We start from the raw sequence: 24,570 nt of genomic DNA, 5'->3' as shown, positions 1-24,570 counted from the left end.
TACAGGACGCGTTTTAGCGCCGGCAATCAGAAGCGATAATCCACCGCCATAAAGTAGCGACGGCCTTCTTCGGTATAGCTGTAGTCGTCCCGGCTCAGATCTTTATCACCCACGTTCTGCACCCCTGAGCGCAGTTTCACGTTTTTGGTCACCTGCCATGCCGCGCCAACGTCAAACAGGGTGTAGCCGCCCGGCGTTTTGCCGGTGGCGCTCACCGCGCGCTGCTGGCCGGTATAGTTGGCCGTCACGTAAAAGGACCAGTCGTCCAGCGGTTTCCAGTCGAGCGTGCCGTTGGCGGTATGGAACGGCAGCGTCTGCAGCGGTTTGTCGCCGCCATTGCTCAGATCGCGACCATCGTTGTAGGTGTAGTTCACCGTCAGCTTCCACTCATCGCCAAACGGGATCTTCACCTCCGTCTCCACCCCTTTGATGCGGGCTTTGTTGACGTTGAAATAGCGGAAGATCGGCACGCGCTTGCCGTTGACGGTTTTCCAGCCGACAAAGTTCGGGTAGCCCGGCGCTTCGCTGGCGCTGGAGGTGCGCAGAACGTCGATCATGTCGTCGACATTATTCTGGAAGGTGGTGATGCTGCCTTCGACATTTTCAAGCCAGCCCTCTTCCCCGCGGTAGTAGAGACCGAGCTCGAAGCTTTCGCTGGTTTCCGGTTTCAGATCCGGGTTACCGACGATGCTGCACGAGCCGCGACAGGAGTTGGTGGTCCAGTCGGGGTTAAGCTGCAGCAGCGACGGGGCTTTAAACGCCGTCGCCCAGCCGCCTTTGACGGTGACGGTATCGGTGGCGTTATACACCAGATAGGCGCGCGGGCTCCAGTGATCGCCATAGGTCTGATGGTCGTCCATACGAATGCCGGTGGTCAGCGCCAGCGGCTCGATGATGCGCCATTCGTCTTCGATAAACAGGGCGTACTGGCTGGCCGACGTCGACTGGCCGCCGCTGCTCAGGTTGACCGGATCTTTCAGTTTGTCGTGGCGCCATTCGCCGCCGAAGGTCACCAGCTGGTTAATCATGCCCAGCGGCAGGACATACTTGCCGTCGATGGCATTGCTTTCCGAGGTAATAGTCCCGCTCTGCCCTGGATTTTTGTTATCCACCTTTTCGCCGTAGAACTTGAGCTCGCTGTTGCCGATATCCCAGCGGCCGTTATGGCTCAGAGAGTAGTTCTCCCGCTCAAGGCGGTTGCGGTCAAGGGAATCGGAATCGCGATCCTGACGGTCAAAGCCGTAGCCTGCGGTAAAATCGTGGTTTTCGTTCGGCGTCCAGGCGAATTCAACATTGCCATCGCGGCTGGTGAAGCCCTCGATGCGCGGCGTCTCGCCGGTGGCATTACTGGATGACTGCGGATCGTCCTTGGCGCGTTTTGCCAGGCTGCCGTAGGCCTTCATTCCAAGTACGCCGTCGATCAGCGGGCCGCTGGTGAAGAACTGGCCGTTATAGGTATCCCCGCGATCGCGGTGCTCCTGAATAGTGGTATCAGCACTCAGCGTCCCGGTCCATTTCTGGCCGATTTTTTTGGTAATAATGTTGACCACCCCACCGAGCGCATCGGAGCCGTAAAGGGAGGACATCGGGCCGCGCACCACTTCGATACGCTCAATAGCATCCACCGGGATCCAGTTAAGGTCGAAGTCATTGTGGCGGAAGACGGCGTTCCGCGAGTTAACGCGCTTGCCGTCGACCAGGATCAGGGTATAGCTGCTGCTCAGACCGCGGATGCTAACGCCCTTGCGGTTATCCCCTTCGTTGGTGAGCTGGACCCCAGGCACATCGCGCAGCACGTCTTTCAGGTTCTGAACAGGCTTGCGTTGTAAATCCTGTTGGGTGATGACGCTGATGCTCGCCGGCGCGTCTTTGACATTCTGTTCAGTGGCCGAGGCGGTCACCACCAGCGTTTCTTCATTCACATCGGCCAGAGCCGGAAACGCCAACGATACGACGGACGCAGACAATCCCGCCCGGATAAAAGGGTTTAACCTGAACATTCCAAATCTCCATGAGGTGTACAACCAAACAAACAACAAGGTGCTGCTCACACGCGCTGGCGGCTTGCCGCTCTGTCGGCGGCATGCTCGCGCTGTTTTCTCGTCGATGTGGCTGGTCGCCCGGTGTCAGTCTGTACAAGCGGCAGAGACGGGGAGTGGCTTCATCCGTAATGGGCGAAAATGATAAAGATAATGATTACGATTATCAATATAATTATGAAGAATTGTGACAAGCTGTAACCGCACAAACATAAAAAAAGCCCTCTGTTCAGAGGGCTTCCGGGTGATGACAAATCTGTCTTCGTTATTGTGCTCACATGTCTGCCGGGTGGCGGCTTCCGCCTTACCAGGCCTACGAAACATCGCAATATCAATCAGTTACGAGGTTATCTGTAGGCCTACGCAAGCGCAGCGCCGCCGGGCAATCCCTGAAGATTGCACTTTGCCAGCAATATAAAGCCCTCTTCACAGAGGGCTTTTATCGCACAATCGCGAAGATTAACGCTTAAAGCGGTCCGGGAAGGTCATTTCGCTGTAGCGAACAAAGCGGGTGCCTTTCGCCAGCTTGTAACCAAACCAGATGACGAGGAACAGCGGAATACCAATGTAGGTCGCCGCCACGCCGCCCCAGTCAATAGTGTCCTTGAGGAACGCTTCGTAGTTCTGTCCGAGGGTGATGATCAGGCACAGCACGAAGGCGAAGATCGGCCCCAGCGGGAAGAACCCGGAACGATACGGCAGATTATTAATATCGTTACCCTGCAGGACGTAGCCGCGACGGAAACGATAGTGGCTGATCGCAATACCCAGCCAGGCGATAAAGCCCGTCATCCCGGAGGTGTTCAGCAGCCACAGGTACACCGTCTGGTTGCCAAACATGGAAGTCAGGAAGCACAGCGCCGCGATCACGGTGGTCGCGTACAGCGCGTTACGCGGCACGCCGCCACGCGACAGCTTCGAGAAAATGCGCGGCGCTTTACCGTCGCAGGCCAGGGTGTACAGCATACGCGTGGAGGCGTACATCCCGGAGTTACCCGCCGACAGCACGGCAGTCAGGATAACGGCGTTCATGATTGCCGCCGCCGACAGCAAACCAGCATGCTGGAACACCAGGGTGAACGGGCTGACGGAGATATCCTTCACATCGTTGCGCAGCAGACTCGGATCGGTATACGGAATGATCAGGCTGATAATCAGGATCGCGAAGACGTAAAACAGCAGGATACGCCAGAAGACCTGGCGCACCGCGCGCGGAATGTTCTTCTCCGGATTTTCAGATTCACCGGCAGCGATGCCGATAAGCTCGGTGCCCTGGAACGAGAAGCCGACAATCATCGCCACGCCAATCATCGCCGAGAAACCGCCGGCGAACGGCGCATCCGCGATCCCCCAGTTGCTCCAGCCGGCTGGCTGCGCCCCTTTGAAGATGCCGACAATCATCATCACGCCGACGATGATAAAGATAATGACGGTGGCCACTTTTATCAGCGAGAACCAGTATTCCGCCTCGCCAAAGCCGCGCACCGAGATCCAGTTCAGCAGGAACATGATGCCGAGGAACAAGGCGCTCCAGATCCAGCCCGGAGTGTCAGGGAACCAGTAGCTCATCACCAGCTGTGAGGCCACGAGGTCAACGGCGATCGTTACCGCCCAGTTGTACCAGTAGTTCCAGCCCAGCGCGAAGCCGAAGCCTTCTTCAACATAATTCTGCCCGTAGGTGGCGAAGGAACCGGATACCGGCATAAACGCCGCCAGCTCGCCGAGACTGGTCATCAGGAAATAGACCATCAAACCGATCAGAATATAAGACAGCAGCGCCCCGCCGGGACCTGCTTGCGAAATGGTTGCGCCAGAGGCAACAAAAAGACCCGTACCGATGGAACCGCCGATGGCGATCATGGTCAAGTGGCGCGCCTTCAGTTCACGACGTAGCGTGGGCGCTTCTGTGGTTTTAGTTTCCGAAACCATGTGATAATGCTATCCATCCAAAAAATGAGGCGCGATTGTAGCAGACGATCGGGGTTCCATCCGGTACAAATGCAAAGTTATAAGAGAGCTTCATGATCGCCCGCAAATTATTAGTAAAGCACTAACCTGCGGAATTGCCAGCGAATTCCCCCCGTAATCAGGCGATAAAACCGGGCTGCTACACCTGGCAATAGTGCAGAAAACGTTGTAATGCTTTAGAAATATGCTTCTGCCGGTGATGGATCCGCCACAGCGTGCGCGTCAGCCGGGGCAATGGCACTTTCAGCTCCGCCAGCGTGCCCGAGGCAAGCTGTTCGGCAATCACCCGCCGCGATAGACAGCTGATGCCCAGGCCATGCCTGACCGCGTGCTTGATCGCCTCTGAATTACCCAGCTCCATGCCCAGATGAAACGCCGGCAGATGCGACAGCAGAACGTAATCGACAATCTCCCGGGTGCCGGAGCCATGCTCGCGCAGGATCCACGGCGCCTCAGCCAGTTGCTGCAGGGTCACCTCCCCCGCCAGCAGCGGTGAGTTGGGCGCGGCAAACACCACCAGCTCATCCTCCAGCCACGGCTCGGCAATAATATCGGCGGCATGGCACGGCCCCTCAATCAGGCCGAAATCCACCCGCAGGTCGGCGACGGCGTTGATGACGTCCAGGCTGTTGCCGACGCTCAGCTCGACCGGCAGATCCGGGAAGTCATGACGATAGCGGGCAATAATCTCCGGCATAATATAGTTGCCGATGGTGCTGCTGGCGTAGACTCGGATCGCCCCGTTATCGCCGCGAAACAGCTGCTCGATCTCCAGGGCCCGCTCCAGCAGCGCCAGCGCACGCGGGTACAGCAGCCGTCCATGCTCATTCACCACCAGTCGTTTACCGACGCGGTCAAACAGCTGCACGCCGAGCTGCCCTTCCAGATCGGTCAGCGCGGCGCTGACCGCGGATTGCGAAAGCGCCAGCATCTGTGACGCCTGAGTGGTCGACCCACTCTTGTGGACTTCGGCGAACACTTCCAGCTGCCGCAGCGTAATATGCATAACCCACCCGTTTAGTAATCCAACCTGAATAACCTTCCTTACTATGGTGACACAAATCGAGGCGGCTGACGGAAGGAAAATCCGCTTATATCACAAAATCATCGTCTTGCCGGCGAGACCGCCCCGCTTCTGCCTAACCCGCTCTCGCACCGTTGTAACCGGCGAAGCGGCCATTAACCACTTATTACGATTGATTATAAACATATAATCAATTTTATATTTAATCCCGCGCGGCGTAACCTTTAGGCAGACAAAGGAGAAGGTTATGACAGCACTCACTTTACCCACCAAACATCGTTCCCTGTGGCATTTTGTCCCAGGCCTGGCGCTGACCGCCGCTCTGACCGGCGCCGCCCTGTGGGCCGGTAGTTTCCCGGCCATCGCCGGCGCGGGCTTTAGCGCCCTGACCCTCGCTATCCTGTTCGGGATGGTCGTCGGCAACACGGTCTACCCGAAAATCTGGCAGCCCTGCGACGGCGGGGTGATCTTCGCCAAGCAGCATCTGCTGCGCCTGGGGATCATCCTCTACGGCTTTCGCCTGACGTTCGCCCAGATTGCCGACGTCGGCGTGAGCGGTATTTTGATTGACGTTCTGACGCTCTCCAGTACCTTTTTCATCGCCTGCTTCCTTGGCCAGAAAGTGTTTGGTCTCGATAAACACACCAGCTGGCTGATCGGCGCCGGCAGCAGCATCTGCGGCGCGGCGGCCGTGCTCGCCACCGAGCCGGTGGTCAAAGCCGAAGCCAGTAAAGTGACGGTTGCCGTCGCTACAGTGGTTATCTTCGGTACCATCGCCATCTTCCTCTATCCGGCGATGTACCCGCTGCTGGCGCACTGGTTTACCCCGGAGACCTACGGGATCTATATGGGCTCCACCATGCATGAAGTGGCGCAGGTTGTTGCCGCCGGCCATGCGGTCAGCCCGGACGCGGAGAACGCGGCGGTTATCGCCAAAATGCTGCGCGTCATGATGCTGGCTCCGTTCCTGCTGTTCCTGGCGGCGCGTGTTAAACAGCTGACCCCGGCAGGCAACGGCGAGAAAAGCAAAATCACCATTCCGTGGTTCGCCATTATGTTCATCCTGGTGGCGGTGTTTAACTCCTTCCATCTGCTGCCGAAAGCCGTGGTGGATATGCTGGTGACGCTGGATACCGTCCTGCTGGCGATGGCAATGGCCGCCCTCGGGGTCACCACCCACGTCAGCGCGCTGAAAAAAGCCGGGGCGAAACCGCTGCTGATGGCGCTGATGCTGTTCGTCTGGTTGATTGTCGGCGGCGGGGTCATTAACGTCGCTATCCACAGCCTGATGGCATAAAGCACTACATCTTTCTCCAGTTAAGCCGCTATCATTACCCACCCCCCAGCGGCTTTAACTGGAGTTTTTTTTATGAAATACGTAGGAGCGCACGTAAGCGCCTCAGGTGGACTGGCCAATGCCGCCATTCGCGCCGCCGAAATCGAAGCAACCGCCTTCGCCCTCTTCACCAAGAACCAGCGCCAGTGGCGCGCCGCGCCGCTCAGCGACGAGACCATCGCCGAATTCAAAGCCGCCTGTGAAAAGTATCACTTTGGCCCGGGGCAGATCCTGCCGCACGACAGCTACCTGATTAACCTTGGCCACCCGGTGGAAGAAGCGCTGGAAAAATCCCGTGATGCTTTCATTGATGAAATGACCCGCTGCCAGCAGCTGGGACTGACGCTGCTCAACTTCCACCCCGGCAGCCATCTGCAGCAGATCCCGGAGGAGGAGTGCCTGGCGCGCATCGCCGAATCGATCAATATCGCGCTGGCGAAGACCGAAGGCGTTACTGCGGTGATCGAAAACACCGCTGGCCAGGGCAGCAACCTCGGCTTTAAGTTCGAGCACCTCGCGGCCATCATCGACGGCGTGGAAGATAAATCCCGCGTCGGCGTCTGCATCGATACCTGCCATGCTTTCGCCGCCGGCTACGACCTGCGCAGCGCCGAAGCCTGCGAAAAAACCTTCGCCGCCTTCGAACGCATCGTCGGTTTTCAGTATCTGCGCGGCATGCATCTCAACGATGCCAAGAGCGCCTTCGGCAGCCGGGTCGACCGTCACCACAGCCTGGGGGAAGGCAACATCGGCCACGATTGCTTCAGCTGGATCATGCAGGACAGCCGCTTCGACGGTATTCCGCTGATTCTGGAAACCATCAACCCGGATATCTGGGCGGAAGAGATTGCCTGGCTGCGGGCGCAGCAGATCGCCGAAGTGGCGTAAATAGAGACAAAAAAAGGGCCGAACAATCGGCCCTTTTTTATTACGGTAAGATTATGCCGCTTTTTCAACTTCCGCTGTTTGCGCCTCAGGGCGTTTCAGCACCGCGTAGGCAAGGCCCGCCACCAGCGTTCCGGCAACAATCGCCAGCAGGTAGCCCAGCACCGGCGTAATCGCCCCCGGGATCAGCAGAACAAACAGCCCGCCGTGCGGCGCCATCAGTTTCGCGCCGACCGCCATGGAGATAGCGCCGGTTACCGCGCCGCCGACGATACAGCACGGCAGAACGCGCATCGGGTCACGGGCGGCAAAAGGAATCGCCCCTTCCGAGATAAAGCACAGGCCAAGAACCAGCGCGGCTTTGCCCCCTTCCCGCTGCCCTTTGTCGAACTTATTGCGCGCTACCAGCGTCGCGATACCCATCGCCAGCGGTGGCACCATACCGGCCGCCATGATCGCCGCCATCGGCGCATAGGTCTGGGTACTCAGCAGGCCAACGCCAAAGGCATAGGCCGCTTTGTTTACCGGCCCGCCCATGTCGGTACACATCATCGCGCCGAGGATCGCGCCCAGCAGAACCGCGTTGGCGGTGCCCATGGTTTGCAGCCAATGGGTCAGCCAGGCGAGGATACCGGCTACCGGTTTACCGATCAGATAGATCATTGCCAAACCCACGATCAGGCTGGAGACCAGCGGAATGATCAGGATTGGCTTCAGGGCTTCCATACTCTGCGGCAATTTCAGCTTCGTGCTGATGGCTTTCGCCACATAACCGGCAAGGAAACCAGCGATGATCCCGCCGATAAAGCCGGAGCCGCCGCTAACCGCCAGCATACCGCCGATAAGGCCCGGGGTCAGACCCGGACGGTCGGCAATGGAGAAGGCGATAAAGCCTGCCAGTACCGGCACCATCAGCGCGAAGGCCGAGCCGCCGCCGATCTGCATCAGCGCCGCCGCCAGGGTGTCTTTCACTTCAAACGCTTTGATCCCGAAGGCAAAGGAGAGCGCGATACACAGGCCCCCGGCCACAACCATCGGCAGCATATAGGAAACGCCGGTCAGCAGGTGGCGATAGGCGCCCGCCGACTCTTTTTTCCCTTCAGCAGCCGCCTGAGGTTTGCCGGATGGCTGGTACGGTTTGGCTTCCGCCACCGCTTTATCCAGCTCCTGGGCGGTTTTCTTCAGCGCCAGACCGGTGGTGGTGCGGTACATCGGCTTGCCGGCGAATTTCGCCAGGTCCACCTCGATATCGGCAGCGACGATCACCAGATCCGCCTCGGCCACCTCTTCCGGGGTGATGGCATTGCCCGCCCCAACGGAGCCGCGGGTCTCCACCTTCACCCACCAGCCGCGTTTTTTGGCTTCGGTTTCGATGGCTTCTGCCGCCATAAAGGTGTGGGCGACGCCGGTCGGACAGGCGGTGACCGCGACAATGCGTTTCTGCCCCTGAGCGGCGGCCGGAACGGCTACCGCCGCTGGCGCAACGTAGGGCTTAGCGTGGTCTTTCGCTTCTCCCAGGAACAGCTCCGGATGGGCGACAGCACGGTTAATATCGCCCAGGTAAACGTTTTTACCATTCAGCGCGCTATCGGCCGGCAGCGCGGTTCCCAGCACGATGGCCAGTTCGGCGTCATTCGGGTTATCAATCAGCTCAAGGTGCGCTTTCGGCGCCGCGGCACCCAGCAGGGTTTTCGCCATGTAGGCGCGCGCCTGTCCGAGTCCGGCATCAATAATCAGCAGCGTTTTCATTATGCCTCTCCTGCTGTCAATTAAAGGGTTGTAAGTCGACGCGCGCCATCATCGCGGCCAACTGGGTACGGTCGGTAATTCCTACATTGCTCTGGCTGACGGCCAGGGCAGCGACGGCGGTCGCCAGGCGCAGGGTATGCTCGCTGGATTCACGCATCAGCAGGCCGTAAATCAGGCCGCCGACCATCGAATCGCCGGCGCCAACGGTGCTGACTACTTCCACTGAAGGTGGTTTAGCAATCCACTCCCCAGAGGCGTTGACCCACAGCGCGCCCTCTTCGCCCAGGGAGATCACCACGTGGGCGATACCCTGCTCGCGCAGCGCATGGGCGGCGTCGATAACATCTTTCATCTCCGGCAGCTTGCGGCCAGCCCAGATTTCCAGTTCGCGACGGTTCGGTTTCACCAGCCACGGCGCCGCTTTTAGTCCGGCAACCAACGCTTCGCGGCTGCTGTCGAAAATGATGCATGGGCACTGACTGCGCAGACGGGTCATCCAGTCGGTGAAGGCTTCCGGGCTAACGCCGGACGGCAGGCTGCCGCTGACGCAGACCATATCGAACTGCCCGAGCCAGCTCAGGGAGTCGTTGACGAAGCGTTCCCAGTCGCCCGGGGTGACTTCAAAGCCGGAGAAGTTGAAATCGGTCACTTCGCCATCTTTTTCCGTCAGCTTAACGTTGATACGGGTCCGGCCCTGCACCACCTGGAAACGGTTGGCGATCCCCAGCTCGCTGAACAGCTGCTGAAAGCCGTCCTGGTTGTCTTTACCCAGGAAACCGCCGACGGTGACGTCAATGCCGAGATCTTTCAGCACTTTCGCCACATTAATGCCTTTCCCGGCGGCGTGCAGGCCGGTGGTGCGCACCAGGTTTACTTCGCCGCGTTCAATCTCCGGGGTGAATCCCACCAGGTCGTATGCCGGGTTTAACGTAATCGTTGCTACACGTCTGCTCATTTATGCGCCCTCCCCAAGGCCTGCGGCGATCGCTTCGCCAATCGCATCCAGCGCTTGTTGCGCATCCTCACCCTGCGCGGTAAAACGCAGACGGTGACCTTTTTTCACACCCAGCGCCACAACCTTCATCAGGCTGCGACCGTTAGCCGGCTTGCCGGAACCGTCGAGATTGGTGACGGTGATGTCGCTGGAAAATTGTTTAATGGTGTTGACCAGCATGGTGCCCGGACGGGCATGCAGGCCGTGTTCATTGCGCACCACGAATTCGGCGCTCAGCACATCTTCGGCAATGGCGTCGTCGCTGGTCAGCAGCGCCAGCACGGTGGCGGCATCGGCTTTCAGCAAATGTTCAGCTTTCTTGTCCAGCAGCAGCTTGCTCAGACGGTTCAGCACTGCGGTCGGCTGCTCGTCGGCCATCGCCACCGTGACCAGCAGGGAAACCGGCTGCTCGTCGCGGGTAAAGGCGTTAGCCGCGCGGCTGACCGCCACGGCGCTGCGCAAATTGCCTTCCGCACTGTCGTTCAGCCAGACGCCCTGACCGAGGTTCAGCGGCGTATCGTTAATGACGTGGCTAACGAAGGCGGCATCGACAGCGCCAACTTCTTTCAGACGCGCCGCGTTCAGCGCCTGCAGGGTCAGCAGATCGCTGGCCGCGACGTCGAGACTGAGGGTCTCGTTATCCAGCTTCAGCGCTTCGCTCTGCTTCTCTCCCATCAGCAGCGCGCGCAGCTCTTCCGCGGTAGTGGCGGACTGCAGCTGCGCGGCGACCGCGTCATCGCTCAGCACGTGGGTCAGCTGACGCAGCAGGCCGAGGTGTTCATCTGAGCTGGCGGCAATCCCGATCGCCACATAGGCGGTCTGCCCTTCGCCCCAGGTGACGCCCTGCGGGAACTGAAACACCTGAACGCCGGTCTTCAGCACCTGGTCACGCGTATCCGTCGTGCCGTGCGGGATCGCAATCCCGTTGCCGAGGAAGGTCGAGGTCTGCTGCTCGCGCGCCAGCATGCCGTTCACGTAGCCATCGGCCACGTTGCCGGCGCTGACCAGCGCGGCGGCGACCTGCCGGATGGCCTCTTCTTTATTACCGGCCTGCTGGCCGGGATGAATATCCTGCACAGATAACTGGAACATGGTTCTCCTCTCCTGCTGAATTGAATCGTTTCAGCTAACTTGAGAAAAAAGGCGCCATCTGACGGGGAACGGATTGCCGAATGACGCTGAAACGTTTCAAGAATTTTGTACCTTTCTTGCTCAACGCGCAAGGTACGTCAGCGACTTGATCGCAGAACTTAGAGGTACTGCACACTTTTGCTGAAGCCTTAGCTATCGACCGCCTCGAACGTCAGCTTTTTGCTGAACCCTATATTTTGAAACGCCTTTTTAATTATTCGTGCCATACTACTGTTTATTTTTAGCCAGCAGGCGTAAACTCCGCGCCGTCTCCTGAAACTACAGAAAACCAAACCCATGGAAAACCGTAGCGCCGCTCTCCCCCGACGCGGGTTCGATGTCACCTCTTCCGCCTTCTTAATCGTCGCCTTTCTGACGGGCATTGCCGGGGCGCTGCAAACCCCGACCCTGAGCCTGTTTCTGACCAACGAAGTGCACGTCCGCCCGGCGATGGTCGGTTTCTTTTTTACCGGCAGCGCGGTTATTGGCATTCTGGTCAGTCAGTTCCTCGCCGGCCGCTCCGACCGTCAGGGCGATCGCAAGCAGCTGATTGTCGTCTGCTGTCTGCTGGGGGTGCTGGCCTGCGTACTCTTTGCCTGGAACCGCAACTATTTCATTTTGCTGTTCATCGGCGTTTTTCTCAGCAGCTTTGGATCGACCGCCAACCCGCAGATGTTTGCCCTCGCGCGGGAGCATGCCGACAGGACCGGCCGCGAAGCGGTGATGTTCAGCTCCATTTTACGTGCCCAGGTCTCCCTGGCATGGGTGATTGGTCCCCCGCTGGCCTACGCCCTGGCGATGGGGTTTGGTTTTACCGCGATGTATCTCAGCGCCGCGGCGGCGTTTATCGTCTGCGGGATCATGGTCTGGCTATTCTTGCCCAGCATGCGCAAAGCAAAGCCGGTAGCGACCGGCCGGCTGGAAGCTCCGCGCACGCACCGCCGCGATGCGCTGCTGCTGTTCAGCATCTGCACCCTGATGTGGGGTACTAACAGCCTGTACATCATTAACATGCCGCTGTTTATCATTAACGAGCTGCATCTGCCGGAGAAGCTGGCGGGGCTGATGATGGGCACCGCCGCCGGACTGGAAATTCCGACCATGCTGATTGCCGGTTACTACGCCCGGCGTTTCGGCAAACGCTTTCTGATGCGTCTTTCTGCAGTGGCCGGGGTGCTGTTTTACGTCGGCATGCTGACGGTGCATACGCCAGCGCTGCTGCTGGCGATGCAGGTGCTGAACGCCATCTATATCGGGATCCTCGCCGGGATCGGCATGCTCTATTTCCAGGACCTGATGCCGGGGCAGGCGGGCGCGGCCACCACCCTCTATACCAATACTACCCGCGTCGGCTGGATCATCGCCGGTTCACTGGCGGGGGTAGTGGCGGAGATCTGGAGCTATCACGCGGTGTTCTGGATTGCGCTGGCGATGGGCGTTGTCACTCAGGCCTGCCTGTGGCGGATAAGAGACGTGTAAGCACATTGCCCGGCCAGAGCCGGGCAATGCAGATTAATGATCATGATAGAGTCAATGCAGCCAGCTCGGCCTGCAGATGTTTCAGCCATGCGCAGGCATCCGTGTCGTCAGTGCTATAGTGCAGTTGCCCTTTATGATTAACTTATTGATCTTAATATAATTTTTGATTTCCGCATTAATAACTGAACAATATGACACCAGAGTAATATCGACAGCACCATTATTTGGTCCGGGGCTCAAAAAAATGCCGGGAGATAAAACAAATGTATTTAAAATACAATAAGTTATTCGATGTTTTGGAGGCGACCCATATTCAACGCCGGATCGCCCTTTAAGCAGTTATACTGAAATATTAGCGTTCAGGAATCAAAATTTGGTGAATACTTCACAGGAGACATTGACCCTTTCTTTCTGAGGTCATCAGGGATCTTCTTACCAAGATAGAGCTGTGTAATTTCAGGAGATGCCGCGCGACCTCGAAAACCAAAGCGTGAACTTTGAGTAGCTTCAAACTCATCATCTTCATCCCATTGGCGCATTTCAGGAAAGTTGTCACGGGTAGATTTTAACCACTCATCAGCAACATATACCCCTCTGACAATTCCTTTTACTGTAGCCAGGATAACTTCAGCTTTGCTTGCACGTTCGAGGCTTACACGCCAACTGAAGCGTACTGCGTCATAGAGATCAACATCCTTTGAACTTCTGTTAACAGATATCATCAGCGCTTTGTGCTTAAACTCCACTGTCTCAGGCTGGTACGTTGCAATTAATTCTTTAATATGTGCAGCGCCATACTCGTTACTGCCAGCACCGTTCATGATATTGGTCAAACCTGGGTAGGCATCGATTAGAGCAGCCTCCACCTCATAAGCAGTCTTTTCATCGGCAATACCATGCCGATGGATTACATGGATGACCTCCAGACCAGCTAATCTAATCTCACGAAGTTGCTTGAGTTTATTACTGAGCAGTTCATCATCATCAGCGGCTGCCACTTCGCCGCGCATGTGAGCAAAAACGCGATTGCCTTTTCCCTTACCCACGTAAAAAGTGCTTCCATCTCGTGGATCAATCAGTCGATATACATACCAACCGAGATGTTCGATAACTCCCGGAGGGAACTCATTAATATCCATATCACAACACCTATCACTTGATTACTGGTGTATACGTTATACTTTCAGCTGTAGATTGACAATTTGTAAGCAATACAAAAATTCACACTGCCTACTGCTGTCACGCTCAGATAACATTATCCTCATCAAGTCGATATTTATCCCCCTTCCTCCCGAGCGCGAGTCTGCAGAGGACGGGATATTGATGGTACAAATATGTTTAGTGACTATATTGCAGAGAAAACAGGCTTTCGTGTTCAATTTGATATTGAGCAGTTGAAGCCAGACCTCAATGTCGATGCCACTGATAGATTTCAACAACAAAACCTGGAAGACGTGTTGGTAGATTAAATGGCTGCGTGATAGCTATCCTCTCAGATGAGCCACCTATCCTGTTGATATAAAACAAAATAAACACCGCCATAGGTTATATACTTACAAGCAATGTTCTACAAATACCTATGGTGCCGTGCTGGACTCCAGGTGAAGCAGGTAAGTTATAGCGGCGTCACGATCCGTCGAACACATATCTGGCGAAGGTTGAAGATTGCCGCACACTTTTGGTCGCAGTTCCGAACCGAAAATGTTACATAGGTTGTCATTAGATAATTGAACACACCTGACATTAGCCGGCTTGCCCTGCGGCATGCCGGGGATCGGCGATGATATAGAGGGGGCGATGCAACATGCGCCACAATCAGTACGACATTCCACAACCCGACTCCCAAACGCTCATTTTGCGCCACAGCCTAAACGTTTTGCCAGAAGATAGCAAAACTCGCGAAATCCGCTTGCCTGAACGCCCGGGCGCGAGTAGTTTTACGCGATATTTTTGACTCGTTAAGTGACAGGATTACTGCAATGCCAAGAGCGAATGAAATTAAAAAAGGTATGGTGCTGAATTACAACGGCAAGCTGCTGATTGTGAAAAATATTGATATTCAGTCACCCAGCGCCCGCGGTGCTGCGACACTGTATAAAATGCGTTTCTCCGATGTGCGCACCGGCCTGAAAGTAGAAGAGCGCTTCAAAGGCGACGATATCGTCGATACCGTCACCCTGACCCGCCGTTTCGTCGACTTCTTCTACGTCGATGGCAACGAATACGTGTTCATGGATAAAGAAGACTATACCCCTTACACCTTTACCAAAGAGCAGATTGAAGAAGAGCTGCAGTTTATTCCGGAAGGTGGGATGCCGGACATGCAGGTGCTGACCTGGGACGGCCAGCTGCTGGCGCTGGAGCTGCCGCAGACCGTTGACCTGGAAATTATCGAAACCGCGCCGGGTATTAAAGGCGCGTCCGCCAGCTCCCGCACCAAGCCAGCCACCATGAGCACCGGCCTGGTGATTCAGGTGCCGGAATACCTGACCACCGGTGAGAAAATCCGCATTCATATCGAAGAGTGCCGCTATATGGGCCGCGCGGATTAATCATCGGTAACGCCCCGACAGTAAAAAAGGACAGCGCTGGCTGTCCTTTTTATTATCCCCATTGCCGCGATTACAGCAGTTCAGGGTATTTGGTCATTTTCAGCGCCAGCTCGACGCCGCGCACTTCCGCCATCCCCTTGAGACGGCCAATCGCCGAATAGCCTGGGTTGGTTTTCTTGCGCAGATCGTCGAGCATCTGATGACCATGATCCGGACGAAATGGGATCGGGCGCAGATCGCCGGCCTGTTTACGCCGCTGCTCTTCACGCAGGATAGCATCCACCACCGCCACCATATTGACGTCGCCGCTAAGGTGCGCCGCCTCGTGGAAGGTTTTTGGGTTTGCTTCACGGCAGGTAGAGCGCAGATGGGTAAAATGGATGCGATCGCCAAAGGTCTCCACCATCTTCACCAGATCGTTATCGGCGCGAACGCCATACGATCCGGTACACATGGTGAAGCCATTATTAATGCTGTCCACCGTCTCCTTCAGCCACTGCATATCTTCGATGGTCGACACGATACGCGGCAGGCCAAGGATCGGCCGCGGCGGATCGTCCGGATGCACAGCCAGGCGGATCCCTACCTCTTCGCATACCGGCACGATGGCGCGCAGGAAATAGGCCATATTTTCACGCAGCTGCGCTTTATCAATGTGGTCGTACTCCGCCAGACGCGCGCGGAACTGGTCAAGGGTGTAGCCCTCTTCCGCTCCCGGCAGGCCGGCGATGATATTGCGAGTCAGTTTATCGATATCTGCTTCGCTCATCGCCTTGAAATAGACCTCAGCCTGACGCTGCTCTTCTTCACTGTAATCCGCTTCCGCTCCCGGGCGTTTAAGGATATGCAGCTCAAAGGCGGCGAAAGCGATCTGATCGAAACGCAGCGCCCGGGAGCCGTCCGGCAGCTCATATTCCAGATCGGTGCGCGTCCAGTCGAGGATCGGCATAAAGTTGTAGCACACGGTATCGATGCCGCAGGCCGCGAGGTTGCGGATGCTCTGCTGATAGTTGGCAATCCAGGTCGCATACTGCCCGCTGTGGGTTTTAATATCCTCGTGGACGGGAATGCTTTCGACGACCGACCAGGTCAACCCTTTTGCCGCTAACAGCGCCTGACGCGCTTTAATCTCGTCGACCGGCCATACCTGACCGTTTGCAATATGGTGCAGCGCAGTGACGACGCCGGTCGCCCCCGCCTGCCGTACATCATCAAGCGATACCGGATCGTTCGGCCCATACCACCGCCAGGTTTGCTCCATCGCTATGTCCTCACAAAAGTTGTTATACCAATAATGGCGACACTCATGACGACTACCATACATGTTTCTCACCTGGCTGCAAACAGTGCTGGCCTATTGATTGATCCAGCTCACAGTCAGCGGATAATTTCGGCTTACCAATTTAACTTCCTGTCATATAACTTTAGACTGGCATTGTTAATAAGCAGTTAAACAGGTGTGGGAAGAATGACAACAATTGCAACCGCTACGCTACCGAAGAACGTGCAATACCCTCAATACGATCGCAGCCAGCTCCGCTCGCGTATTGTCCATTTCGGCTTTGGCGCGTTTCACCGCGCGCACCAGGCGCTGCTCACCGATCGCGTGCTGAATAACGTCGGCGGCGACTGGGGGATCTGTGAAATCAGTCTGTTCAGCGGCGACACGCTGATGAGCCAACTTCGCGAACAGGGCCATCTGTTTACCGTGCTGGAAAAAGGCGCCGACGGCAACCAGCCCATTGTGATCGGCGCGGTGCACGAATGTCTGAACGCCAGGCTCGATTCGCTGGCGGCGATTATCGAAAAATTTTGCGAGCCGCAGGTAGCGATTGTCTCGCTGACCATCACGGAAAAAGGCTACTGCATCGATCCGGCGACCGGGAAACTGGATCCGACGCATCCGCGCATTATTCACGATCTGGAGAATCCGACGCTGCCGCAGTCGGCTCCCGGTATTTTAGTTGAAGCGCTGGCCCGCCGCCGGGAACGAGGCCTTCCGCCCTTTACCGTGCTCTCCTGCGATAATATCCCCGACAACGGTCACGTGGTAAAAAATGCCGTCCTCGGCATGGCGGAAAAACGCAGCCCGGCGCTGGCGGACTGGATCGCCGACAACGTCAGCTTCCCGGGCACCATGGTGGATCGTATTGTTCCCGCGGCCACACCGGAGTCGCTGGCGGAAATCGCCACCGTGCTGGGGGTCGACGATCCCTGCGCCATCAGTTGCGAACCCTTCATTCAGTGGGTGGTCGAAGATCACTTTGTCGCCGGGCGACCCGCCTGGGAGACGGCGGGCGTGCAGATGACCGACGACGTGTTGCCCTGGGAGCAAATGAAGCTGCGGATGCTCAACGGCAGCCACTCTTTCCTCGCCTGGCTTGGCTATCTGGCAGGGCATGCGCACATTAGCGACTGCATGCGGGATGACGTCTTCCGCCGCGCCGCCCGCCAGCTGATGCTTGACGAACAGGCTCCGACGCTGACCATTACCGGCGTTGATCTGCTGGCCTATGCCGACAGTCTCATCGCCCGCTTCAGCAATCCGGCGCTCAAACACCGCACCTGGCAAATCGCCATGGACGGTAGCCAGAAGCTGCCCCAGCGCATGCTCGATGGCATCCGCGTACATCTGGCGCGCGACAGCCGTTGGCCGCTGCTGGCTCTCGGCGTGGCCGGCTGGATGCGCTACGTCAGCGGCACGGACGACGCCGGTCAGACGATCGACGTGCGCGATCCGCTGGTCGACAAGATCCGGCAGCGGGTGGCCCAGAGCGATGAGCAGCAGCGCGTCGACGCCCTGCTGGGGCTGGAGGAAATATTTGGCCGCGACCTGCCGCACAACGCCCAGTTTGTCGCCGGGATCCGCGCCGCCTGGCAACAGCTGGCGACGCACGGCGCCCGCGAGGCCGTCGCCCGCGCGCTGAATTCTTAACAATATTTGCGCTTATGCGGACAGAATTCTCTTCTGTCTGCCTCAGGACTTCTCTTTTCCCCCTTTTTTCGTCAGGATAGGCGTAACTGTTACAACATTACATTTATCCTGGAGAAAAGAGTGACCAGAACCAATTTGATCACCGGCTTTCTCGGCAGCGGTAAGACGACCTCGATTCTTCATCTGCTGGCGCAGAAGCCTGCGGATGAAAAATGGGCCGTACTGGTTAACGAGTTTGGCGAAGTCGGGATAGACGGCGCGCTGCTGGCCGACAGCGGCGCCCTGCTCAAAGAGATCCCCGGCGGCTGCATGTGCTGCGTCAATGGCCTGCCGATGCAGGTTGGGCTGAACACCCTGCTGCGCCAGGGCAAACCCGATCGCCTGCTGATCGAACCCACCGGTTTGGGCCACCCAAAGCAGATCCTCGATATCCTCACCGCGGCGGTGTATGAGCCCTGGATCGATCTGCGCGCCACGCTGTGCATCCTCGATCCCCGCCAGCTGCTGGATGAAAGAGCCGTCAGCAACGACAACTTCCGCGATCAGCTGGCCGCGGCGGACATCATTGTGGCTAATAAAAGTGATCGGGAAACCCCCGAAAGCGCCCGGGCGCTGGCCGACTGGTGGCAGCGCTGGGGCGGCGAGCGTCGCAAGGTGTCGGCAATCCAGGGCAATATCGATCTGACCCTGCTCGATGAGCCACGACGGAACACCGCCCCGCTGCCGGCGAGCGCGGAGCACGCCCACCGCCATCCCCCCACTTCCGGCCTCGCCGCGCTCAGCCTGGCGGAACACCAGCGCTGGCGCCGACATCTCAACAATGGCCAGGGCTATCAGGGCTGCGGCTGGATCTTCGACGCGGAGACGGTTTTTGACACCATCGGCCTGCTCGAATGGGCCAGGCTGGCGCCAGTGGGGCGCGTTAAAGGCGTGATGCGCATTGCCGAGGGGGCGGTGCGAATCAACCGTCAGGGGGAGGATCTCCATATCGAGACCCTCAGCGTCGCTCCGCCCGATAGCCGGATCGAGCTTATTTCCGCGAATGAAGCCGACTGGAACGCACTCCAGACCTCGTTGTTGAGGCTTCGTTTAAGTTAAGGCGGCTAAGGTTGCCGCCGACTGTCACAAAATCGCAATGGCTATGATGAAAAACCGAATTCCTTTAATCCTGCTGCTTAACATCGCGGGTGTAGCGCTATTTTGCTCCTGGTATCTGCCAGCCAACCATGGCGCGTGGTTGCCGGTCGACTCCGCGATCTTCCATTTCTTTAACCATGGCGTCAGCGTCAGCCATGCTTATGCCTGGCTGCTGGCGATCATCAACAATCGCGCCTTCGACGCCTGTTCGCTGCTGGCGATGGGCTGCCTGATGCTGAGCTATTGGCTAAAGGCGCCGACTGCAGGCCGTCGTCAGATCGCCATCATGGGCCTGGTGATGCTGCTGGCGGCGGTGATCATCAACCAGCTCGCACAACACCTGATGCCGGTACAGCGCGCCAGCCCGTCGCTGTTTTTTAGCGATATTACCCGCGTCAGCGACGTCGTTAACTTCCCCACTAAGGATGCGTCGAAGGACAGCTTCCCTGGCGATCATGGGATGATGCTGCTGATCTTCGCCAGCTTTATGTGGCGCTATTTTGGCCGTCGCGCGCTGGGCGTCGCGCTGATTATCTTTGTGGTCTTTGCTTTCCCGCGGGTAATGATTGGCGCCCACTGGTTTAGCGATATTGCCGTCGGCTCCCTGACCGCCGTGCTGATCGGCGCGCCCTGGGTATTGATGACCCCGCTGAGCGATAAATTGATCGCCTTTTTCGATCGCTACTTACCCAGCAGAATATCGGCCAAATAATGTCTCCGGCAGCCGCCAAAGTCATTAACTATAAGGGGACCTTTTGGGTCCCTTTTTACATTTTCCCTTTTTTTCAACATGACGTTCATCTTCTTGTCACATTAATCCCGTGACAAATGAAGGAATTGTCTGTTTTTTGCCCGATATTGCCGTAATTTTGGCCTTTCCCGATGATTCACTTTTTGTCACCAAAATACTTATAAGAAATCGCGCAAAACCGCTCGCCATGCGGCGTTTGATAGGGTAATCTCGTTCTCGTTTTGCCTTTTCCGCAGCATTAATTCAGGGCATGAATAAAATTGTGCGTGACTGCACAAATTTAAGCTTAAGGAATTGTCTCATTGCGGATGGGTATTTAGGCTCTAACACGTTTGGCATTTTTTATAACGACATTGTCGTTAAGGACAACAAGGGAAAATAAACAGCATGGTCAAATCTCAGCCGATTTTGAGATATATCTTGCGGGTAGCCCCCGCGATTGCAGTAGCGGTTCTGCTTTCCGCGTGTAGTTCAACAAGTACCGCCAGGAATATGCATTCTGAGACGCATGCTGTGGGTAGTGGCGATTTATCATCACTGCAAGCCTCTCAGGATGAATTTGAAACGATGGTCCGTAACCTGGACGTAAAGTCCCGTTTAATGGATCAGTATGCCAGCTGGAAAGGCGTGCGTTACCGCCTCGGCGGCAGCACCCGCAAGGGTATCGACTGCTCAGCGTTTGTGCAGCGCACCTTCCGCGAACAATTTGGTCTGGAACTGCCGCGTTCAACTTCTGAACAGCAGGAAACCGGAAAATCGATTTCCCGTGCCCAACTGCGTACAGGCGATCTGGTTCTGTTTCGCGCCGGCTCTACCGGCCGCCATGTCGGGATCTACCTCGGCAACAACCAGTTTGTTCACGCCTCCACCAGCAGCGGGGTGACTATCTCCAGCATGGATGAGCCATACTGGAAAAAGCGCTACAATGAAGCGCGTCGAGTCCTGAGCCGCTCGTAAACTGTCCTCTACCGCCGCCGGTTATCCCTTGGCTGGCTGCGGGATAAAAAACACTGCCCCAGGCAGTGTTTTTTTTTGCCACCTGGTTCTCAACGTCGCAAAATAAGCTATGTCTTTTAAGTGGGAATGAGAAAAACGACGACCGACACTCCGTTGATGCGCTTCAATAATACGGAAAGAATCTGGCTATGCTTACTCGCTACTTTTCGCCCCAGCGTAAAACCTGGTTAACCAGCCTGAGCGTGGGGATCATCGTCGCGCTGTTGGCCGGGAGCATTCAGTTTATGGTGATCTACCATAACCGGGCCGAGCGTTTCGACGCCATTATCAACAATGTTAATACCTATCTGAAAAGCTATTTTCACGACCTGCGCCAGACCATTGACGGCCTGCAGCCGCTGGTGGACCAGCCCTGCGAGAATATTGACTCCGGGCTTACCTCCCACGCCGCGTTCAGCCCCAACGTCCGCGCTTTCCTGCTGGTCAAAAACGGCATCGCCTTTTGCTCATCGGCTACGGGAGCCATGAATACGCCCCTCAGCCAGCTGATCCCGGCCATCGATATCAGCAAACCCGTTGCTATGGCGATTTTACCAGGCACGCCGATGATGCCGAAGAGCGCGGCGCTTGCGCTGTGGGTAGGTAAACCCGGCGATCAAAACAGCGGCATTTTCGTGTCGATTAACGCTAATCTCACACCGTATATCCTCTATTCCGCACGGCAAAACGATTTCAGCGGCATTGCGCTGGCCATCGATCACACCGCTATCTCCACCTTCAGTAATCGGCTGGTGGATCCGCAAACGCTGCATAACGCGCCGATCCGCCAGGCACAGATCGAGGGCTTACCGCTGAAGGTCTACCTGTATGCCAACAGCTGGCTGGCGGAAAATACGCAGTTTGCTCTGCTGCTCGGGGTCGTCTGCGGCCTGCTGGCGGGGCTGCTCTGCTATTACGTGCTGACGATCAAATCGGATCCGCGAAAATCTATTCTGTTGGGGATCAAAAATAACCAGTTCTACATCGTTTATCAGCCGGTGGTTAATGCACAGACTCTACGTATCAGCGGCGTGGAGGTCCTAATGCGCTGGCGCCATCCGGTGGTTGGTGAAATTCCGCCCGACGTTTTTATTAACCTGGCCGAAACCCAGCAGATGATCGTGCCGCTAACCCATCACCTGCTCGCGCTGATCGCCAGCGACGCTGCGGTGTTGAAGCGTATTCTGCCGCGCGGCGTGAAGCTGGGGCTGAATATTTCCCCTGCCCATCTGCAGGCCGACAGCTTCCGTGACGATATGCTGCGCTTCGCCGCCGCGCTGCCCGCCGACCACTTTCACGTGGTGCTGGAGGTAACCGAGCGGGCGATGATTGATAAAGAAAAATCGATGGCTAACTTCGCCTGGCTCCACCGCCAGGGATTCGAAATCGCGATTGATGATTTCGGCACCGGGCATAGCGCGCTGATCTATCTCGAACGCTATAACTTCGATTATCTGAAGATCGATCGCGGTTTTGTGCAGGCGATTGGTACTGAAACAGTAACCTCGCCGGTGCTGGATGCGGTACTGACCCTCAGCCGCCGGCTGAAATTAATGACCGTCGCCGAAGGGGTGGAGACCCAGGAACAGGCGGAGTGGCTTCGCGGCCAGGGCGTTCATTTCCTGCAGGGGTACTGGATCAGCCGACCGCTGTCGCTGGCCGGGCTGGTGGCTGCGCACGATGAACCCGCGAACTATTTCACAACGCGCTAAGTCTCACTTATGATGCGGGAACGGATGTCGGCCATGGGGGCCGGCCATGACAGGGTATTCTGCCGCCTATGTATGCGCGCCTCTTTCTGATTCTGCTGGCTCTGTTTAGCCTGGACGCTAAGGCGCAAACCATTCAGGAAAGCGTAGCCTTCGCGATTATCGGCGAACCGAAATACGCCGCCGGTTTCAGTCATTTTGATTACGTCAATCCCAGGGCGCCGAAAGGCGGCACCCTCACCCTGGCGGCGATCGGCACCTTTGATAACTTCAACCGTTATGCGCTGCGCGGCAACCCCGCGGTACGCACGGAGGCGCTCTACGATACCCTGTTCACCACCTCGGATGATGAGCCCGGCAGCTACTACCCGCTGATTGCCGAGCGGGCGCGCTATGCCGAGGACTATTCCTGGATGGAGATCGCGCTCAACCCGCGCGCCCGCTTCCATGACGGCACGCCGATCACCGCCCGCGATGTGGCGTTTACCTTCAACAAGTTTATGACAGAAGGGGTGCCGCAGTTTCGCCTGTTTTATAAAGGCACCACCGTGAAGGCCATCGCGCCGTTGACCGTGCGTATTGACCTCGGCCAGCCCGGCAAAGAGAACATGCTGAGTCTGCTGAGCCTGCCGGTGATGCCCGAGGCGTTCTGGCGCCAGCACAAACTCAGCGACCCGCTGTCGAAGCCGCCGCTGGCCAGCGGGCCATACCGCATCAGCGCCTGGCGAATGGGGCAATATATTACCTATTCCCGGGTCGCCGACTACTGGGCGGCCGACCTGCCGGTCAACCGCGGTCGCTGGAATTTCGATACGCTGCGCTATGACTATTATCTCGACGACAATGTCGCTTTCGAAGCCTTTAAAGCGGGAGCCGTCGATCGCCGGGAAGAGACCGTCGCCAAAAACTGGGCTACCCGCTACGTCGGTCGCAACTTCAGCCGCGGCTACATCATTAAAGATGAGCATACCAATACCTCGGCGCAGGATACCCAGTGGCTGGCGTTCAATATTCAGCGCCCGATTTTTGCCGATCGCCGGGTGCGGCAGGCCATTACCCTGGCGTTCGATTTCGAATGGATGAACAAGGCGCTGTTTTACAGCGCCTATCAGCGCGCCAACAGCTATTTCCAGAACACCGAATATGCCGCCCGCAGCCTGCCCGACGCAGCCGAGCTGGCCCTGCTGACGCCGATGAAAAACGAACTGCCCCCGGAGCTCTTCAGCCAGGTTTACCAGCCGCCGGTCTCCCGCGGCGATGGCTTCGATCGCGCCAACTTACTCAAAGCCGACGCCCTGCTCAATGCGGCGGGCTGGACGGTGAAGAACCAGCGCCGGGTCAACGCCGCCACCGGCAAGCCGCTGCGCTTTGAGCTACTGCTGCCGGCCGGGGGCAATGACCGCTGGGTGCTGCCGTTTCAGCACAACCTGCAGCGTCTTGGGATCGTCATGGATATTCGTCAGGTTGATAATTCGCAGTACAGCAACCGCCGCCGCAGCCGGGATTACGACATGATGCCAAGCCTGTGGCGCGCCATGCCCTGGCCGGGGACCGACCTGCAAATCTCCTGGGCGTCCGACTATATTCACTCCAGCTACAACGCGCCCGGGGTGCAAAGCCCGGTAGTGGATAAGCTGATTGCGCAGATCCTGCAGTGGCAGGGCAATAAGCAGAAACTGATCCCTCTCGGTCGGGCGCTGGATCGTGTGCTGACCTGGAATAACTACATGTTGCCGATGTGGTATATGGCGCAGGACCGCACCGCGTGGTGGAATAAGTTCTCTTTCCCCGCGACCCGCCCCATCTATTCGTCCGGCCTCGATACCTGGTGGTACGACGTGAACAAAGCGGCCACCCTCCCTGCGGACAGACGCTAAGGACATCC

The 24,570-nt window shown here is 57.2% G+C and carries 20 protein-coding genes; 11 read left to right on the top strand and 9 right to left on the bottom strand.

Features of this window, described 5'->3' with window-relative positions:
- Positions 1 to 26 precede the first annotated feature (26 nt).
- From cirA to yieE, 3 genes are all read right to left on the bottom strand, one after another.
- Complete coding sequence (gene cirA / locus OHJ17_RS08045) at positions 27 to 2,000, bottom strand: catecholate siderophore receptor CirA (RefSeq protein WP_002912926.1); 1,974 nt, start codon at positions 1,998 to 2,000, stop codon at positions 27 to 29.
- 498 nt (positions 2,001 to 2,498) lie between these two features.
- Positions 2,499 to 3,968, bottom strand: coding sequence for an amino acid permease (locus OHJ17_RS08040; RefSeq protein WP_002912929.1), 1,470 nt, complete (start codon positions 3,966 to 3,968; stop codon positions 2,499 to 2,501).
- Between the two features lie 178 nt (positions 3,969 to 4,146).
- A complete protein-coding gene (yieE, locus tag OHJ17_RS08035; protein WP_002912932.1) occupies positions 4,147 to 5,013 on the bottom strand; it encodes a DNA-binding transcriptional regulator YeiE in 867 nt (288 codons plus the stop codon).
- Positions 5,014 to 5,278: 265 nt separating this feature from the next.
- On the opposite strand from yieE, the gene OHJ17_RS08030 reads away from it, so the two are divergent.
- Both OHJ17_RS08030 and nfo read left to right on the top strand, forming a co-directional pair.
- Positions 5,279 to 6,328 carry a YeiH family protein gene (locus tag OHJ17_RS08030; RefSeq protein ID WP_002912935.1) on the top strand — a complete coding sequence of 350 codons (1,050 nt, stop codon included), beginning with the start codon at positions 5,279 to 5,281 and terminating at the stop codon, positions 6,326 to 6,328.
- A 72-nt stretch (positions 6,329 to 6,400) separates the two neighbouring features.
- Positions 6,401 to 7,255: a deoxyribonuclease IV gene (gene nfo, locus OHJ17_RS08025; RefSeq protein WP_002912937.1), complete on the top strand. Its 855-nt coding sequence runs from the start codon at positions 6,401 to 6,403 to the stop codon at positions 7,253 to 7,255.
- A gap of 51 nt (positions 7,256 to 7,306) precedes the next feature.
- Here the strand turns inward: nfo and fruA are convergent, their stop codons facing one another.
- Genes fruA through fruB form a run of 3 tightly spaced genes read right to left on the bottom strand, consistent with a single transcriptional unit; the run spans position 7,307 to position 11,087 of the window.
- Positions 7,307 to 9,001, bottom strand: coding sequence for a PTS fructose transporter subunit IIBC (fruA, locus tag OHJ17_RS08020; RefSeq protein ID WP_002912939.1), 1,695 nt, complete (start codon positions 8,999 to 9,001; stop codon positions 7,307 to 7,309).
- Between the two features lie 16 nt (positions 9,002 to 9,017).
- Complete coding sequence (gene fruK, locus OHJ17_RS08015) at positions 9,018 to 9,956, bottom strand: 1-phosphofructokinase (RefSeq protein ID WP_002912941.1); 939 nt, start codon at positions 9,954 to 9,956, stop codon at positions 9,018 to 9,020.
- Entirely contained in the window at positions 9,957 to 11,087 is a 1,131-nt protein-coding gene (gene fruB / locus OHJ17_RS08010; protein ID WP_002912947.1) for a fused PTS fructose transporter subunit IIA/HPr protein, read from the bottom strand. It abuts the gene before it with no gap.
- A 336-nt stretch (positions 11,088 to 11,423) separates the two neighbouring features.
- Between fruB and setB the strand changes: the two genes are divergently transcribed.
- Positions 11,424 to 12,605 (top strand): sugar efflux transporter SetB, encoded by a 1,182-nt coding sequence (gene setB / locus OHJ17_RS08005; protein WP_004151122.1) that lies wholly within the window; start codon positions 11,424 to 11,426, stop codon positions 12,603 to 12,605.
- 359 nt (positions 12,606 to 12,964) lie between these two features.
- Here the strand turns inward: setB and OHJ17_RS08000 are convergent, their stop codons facing one another.
- Positions 12,965 to 13,651 (bottom strand): LEM-3-like GIY-YIG domain-containing protein, encoded by a 687-nt coding sequence (locus tag OHJ17_RS08000; RefSeq protein ID WP_014343350.1) that lies wholly within the window; start codon positions 13,649 to 13,651, stop codon positions 12,965 to 12,967.
- A 288-nt stretch (positions 13,652 to 13,939) separates the two neighbouring features.
- Between OHJ17_RS08000 and OHJ17_RS07995 the strand changes: the two genes are divergently transcribed.
- Entirely contained in the window at positions 13,940 to 14,074 is a 135-nt protein-coding gene (locus OHJ17_RS07995; RefSeq protein ID WP_002912949.1) for a hypothetical protein, read from the top strand.
- Between the two features lie 108 nt (positions 14,075 to 14,182).
- Here the strand turns inward: OHJ17_RS07995 and OHJ17_RS07990 are convergent, their stop codons facing one another.
- Entirely contained in the window at positions 14,183 to 14,437 is a 255-nt protein-coding gene (locus OHJ17_RS07990; RefSeq protein ID WP_004151121.1) for a YkgJ family cysteine cluster protein, read from the bottom strand.
- A 147-nt stretch (positions 14,438 to 14,584) separates the two neighbouring features.
- Here OHJ17_RS07990 and yeiP point away from each other — a divergent pair, with 147 nt between their 5' ends.
- Positions 14,585 to 15,157, top strand: a complete 573-nt coding sequence (gene yeiP / locus OHJ17_RS07985) for an elongation factor P-like protein YeiP (RefSeq protein ID WP_250950003.1) — start codon at positions 14,585 to 14,587, stop codon at positions 15,155 to 15,157.
- Between the two features lie 70 nt (positions 15,158 to 15,227).
- Here yeiP and uxuA read toward each other — a convergent pair whose 3' ends face one another.
- Positions 15,228 to 16,418, bottom strand: a complete 1,191-nt coding sequence (gene uxuA, locus OHJ17_RS07980) for a mannonate dehydratase (protein WP_002912952.1) — start codon at positions 16,416 to 16,418, stop codon at positions 15,228 to 15,230.
- Positions 16,419 to 16,625: 207 nt separating this feature from the next.
- On the opposite strand from uxuA, the gene OHJ17_RS07975 reads away from it, so the two are divergent.
- From OHJ17_RS07975 to OHJ17_RS07950, 6 genes are all read left to right on the top strand, one after another.
- Positions 16,626 to 18,092 (top strand): mannitol dehydrogenase family protein, encoded by a 1,467-nt coding sequence (locus OHJ17_RS07975; RefSeq protein ID WP_032433339.1) that lies wholly within the window; start codon positions 16,626 to 16,628, stop codon positions 18,090 to 18,092.
- Between the two features lie 120 nt (positions 18,093 to 18,212).
- Positions 18,213 to 19,190, top strand: a complete 978-nt coding sequence (locus tag OHJ17_RS07970; RefSeq protein WP_015958743.1) for a CobW family GTP-binding protein — start codon at positions 18,213 to 18,215, stop codon at positions 19,188 to 19,190.
- 37 nt (positions 19,191 to 19,227) lie between these two features.
- Positions 19,228 to 19,941 carry a phosphatase PAP2 family protein gene (locus OHJ17_RS07965; RefSeq protein ID WP_002912965.1) on the top strand — a complete coding sequence of 238 codons (714 nt, stop codon included), beginning with the start codon at positions 19,228 to 19,230 and terminating at the stop codon, positions 19,939 to 19,941.
- Positions 19,942 to 20,367: 426 nt separating this feature from the next.
- The gene (gene mepS, locus OHJ17_RS07960) at positions 20,368 to 20,937 is read left to right on the top strand and encodes a bifunctional murein DD-endopeptidase/murein LD-carboxypeptidase (protein WP_002912967.1); all 570 of its coding nucleotides are present in this window, start codon (positions 20,368 to 20,370) and stop codon (positions 20,935 to 20,937) included.
- 188 nt (positions 20,938 to 21,125) lie between these two features.
- On the top strand, positions 21,126 to 22,688 hold the full coding sequence (locus OHJ17_RS07955; protein WP_002912968.1) for a cyclic di-GMP phosphodiesterase: 1,563 nt from the start codon (positions 21,126 to 21,128) through the stop codon (positions 22,686 to 22,688).
- 68 nt (positions 22,689 to 22,756) lie between these two features.
- Positions 22,757 to 24,562, top strand: a complete 1,806-nt coding sequence (locus tag OHJ17_RS07950) for an extracellular solute-binding protein (protein ID WP_020804249.1) — start codon at positions 22,757 to 22,759, stop codon at positions 24,560 to 24,562.
- Positions 24,563 to 24,570: the final 8 nt, after the last annotated feature.

The organism is Klebsiella sp. KP20-425-1, from assembly GCF_025813515.1.
GTDB lineage: Bacteria > Pseudomonadota > Gammaproteobacteria > Enterobacterales > Enterobacteriaceae > Klebsiella > Klebsiella pneumoniae.
Note: the sequence above shows the minus strand (reverse complement) of the source record. Positions and strands in the feature narration are given on the sequence as shown.

Excerpts from the sequence above, each read along its gene's own strand:
- fruK (WP_002912941.1), bottom strand. The coding sequence starts at position 9,956 with ATGAGCAGACGTGTAGCAACGATTACGTTAAACCCGGCATACGACCTG.
- OHJ17_RS08030 (WP_002912935.1), top strand. The coding sequence starts at position 5,279 with ATGACAGCACTCACTTTACCCACCAAACATCGTTCCCTGTGGCATTTT.
- yeiP (WP_250950003.1), top strand. The coding sequence starts at position 14,585 with ATGCCAAGAGCGAATGAAATTAAAAAAGGTATGGTGCTGAATTACAAC.
- nfo (WP_002912937.1), top strand. The coding sequence starts at position 6,401 with ATGAAATACGTAGGAGCGCACGTAAGCGCCTCAGGTGGACTGGCCAAT.
- OHJ17_RS07975 (WP_032433339.1), top strand. The coding sequence starts at position 16,626 with ATGACAACAATTGCAACCGCTACGCTACCGAAGAACGTGCAATACCCT.
- mepS (WP_002912967.1), top strand. The coding sequence starts at position 20,368 with ATGGTCAAATCTCAGCCGATTTTGAGATATATCTTGCGGGTAGCCCCC.
- OHJ17_RS08040 (WP_002912929.1), bottom strand. The coding sequence starts at position 3,968 with ATGGTTTCGGAAACTAAAACCACAGAAGCGCCCACGCTACGTCGTGAA.
- fruA (WP_002912939.1), bottom strand. The coding sequence starts at position 9,001 with ATGAAAACGCTGCTGATTATTGATGCCGGACTCGGACAGGCGCGCGCC.
- fruB (WP_002912947.1), bottom strand. The coding sequence starts at position 11,087 with ATGTTCCAGTTATCTGTGCAGGATATTCATCCCGGCCAGCAGGCCGGT.
- cirA (WP_002912926.1), bottom strand. The coding sequence starts at position 2,000 with ATGTTCAGGTTAAACCCTTTTATCCGGGCGGGATTGTCTGCGTCCGTC.
- yieE (WP_002912932.1), bottom strand. The coding sequence starts at position 5,013 with ATGCATATTACGCTGCGGCAGCTGGAAGTGTTCGCCGAAGTCCACAAG.
- uxuA (WP_002912952.1), bottom strand. The coding sequence starts at position 16,418 with ATGGAGCAAACCTGGCGGTGGTATGGGCCGAACGATCCGGTATCGCTT.
- setB (WP_004151122.1), top strand. The coding sequence starts at position 11,424 with ATGGAAAACCGTAGCGCCGCTCTCCCCCGACGCGGGTTCGATGTCACC.
- OHJ17_RS07950 (WP_020804249.1), top strand. The coding sequence starts at position 22,757 with ATGTATGCGCGCCTCTTTCTGATTCTGCTGGCTCTGTTTAGCCTGGAC.
- OHJ17_RS07995 (WP_002912949.1), top strand. The coding sequence starts at position 13,940 with ATGTTTAGTGACTATATTGCAGAGAAAACAGGCTTTCGTGTTCAATTT.
- OHJ17_RS07965 (WP_002912965.1), top strand. The coding sequence starts at position 19,228 with ATGGCTATGATGAAAAACCGAATTCCTTTAATCCTGCTGCTTAACATC.
- OHJ17_RS07955 (WP_002912968.1), top strand. The coding sequence starts at position 21,126 with ATGCTTACTCGCTACTTTTCGCCCCAGCGTAAAACCTGGTTAACCAGC.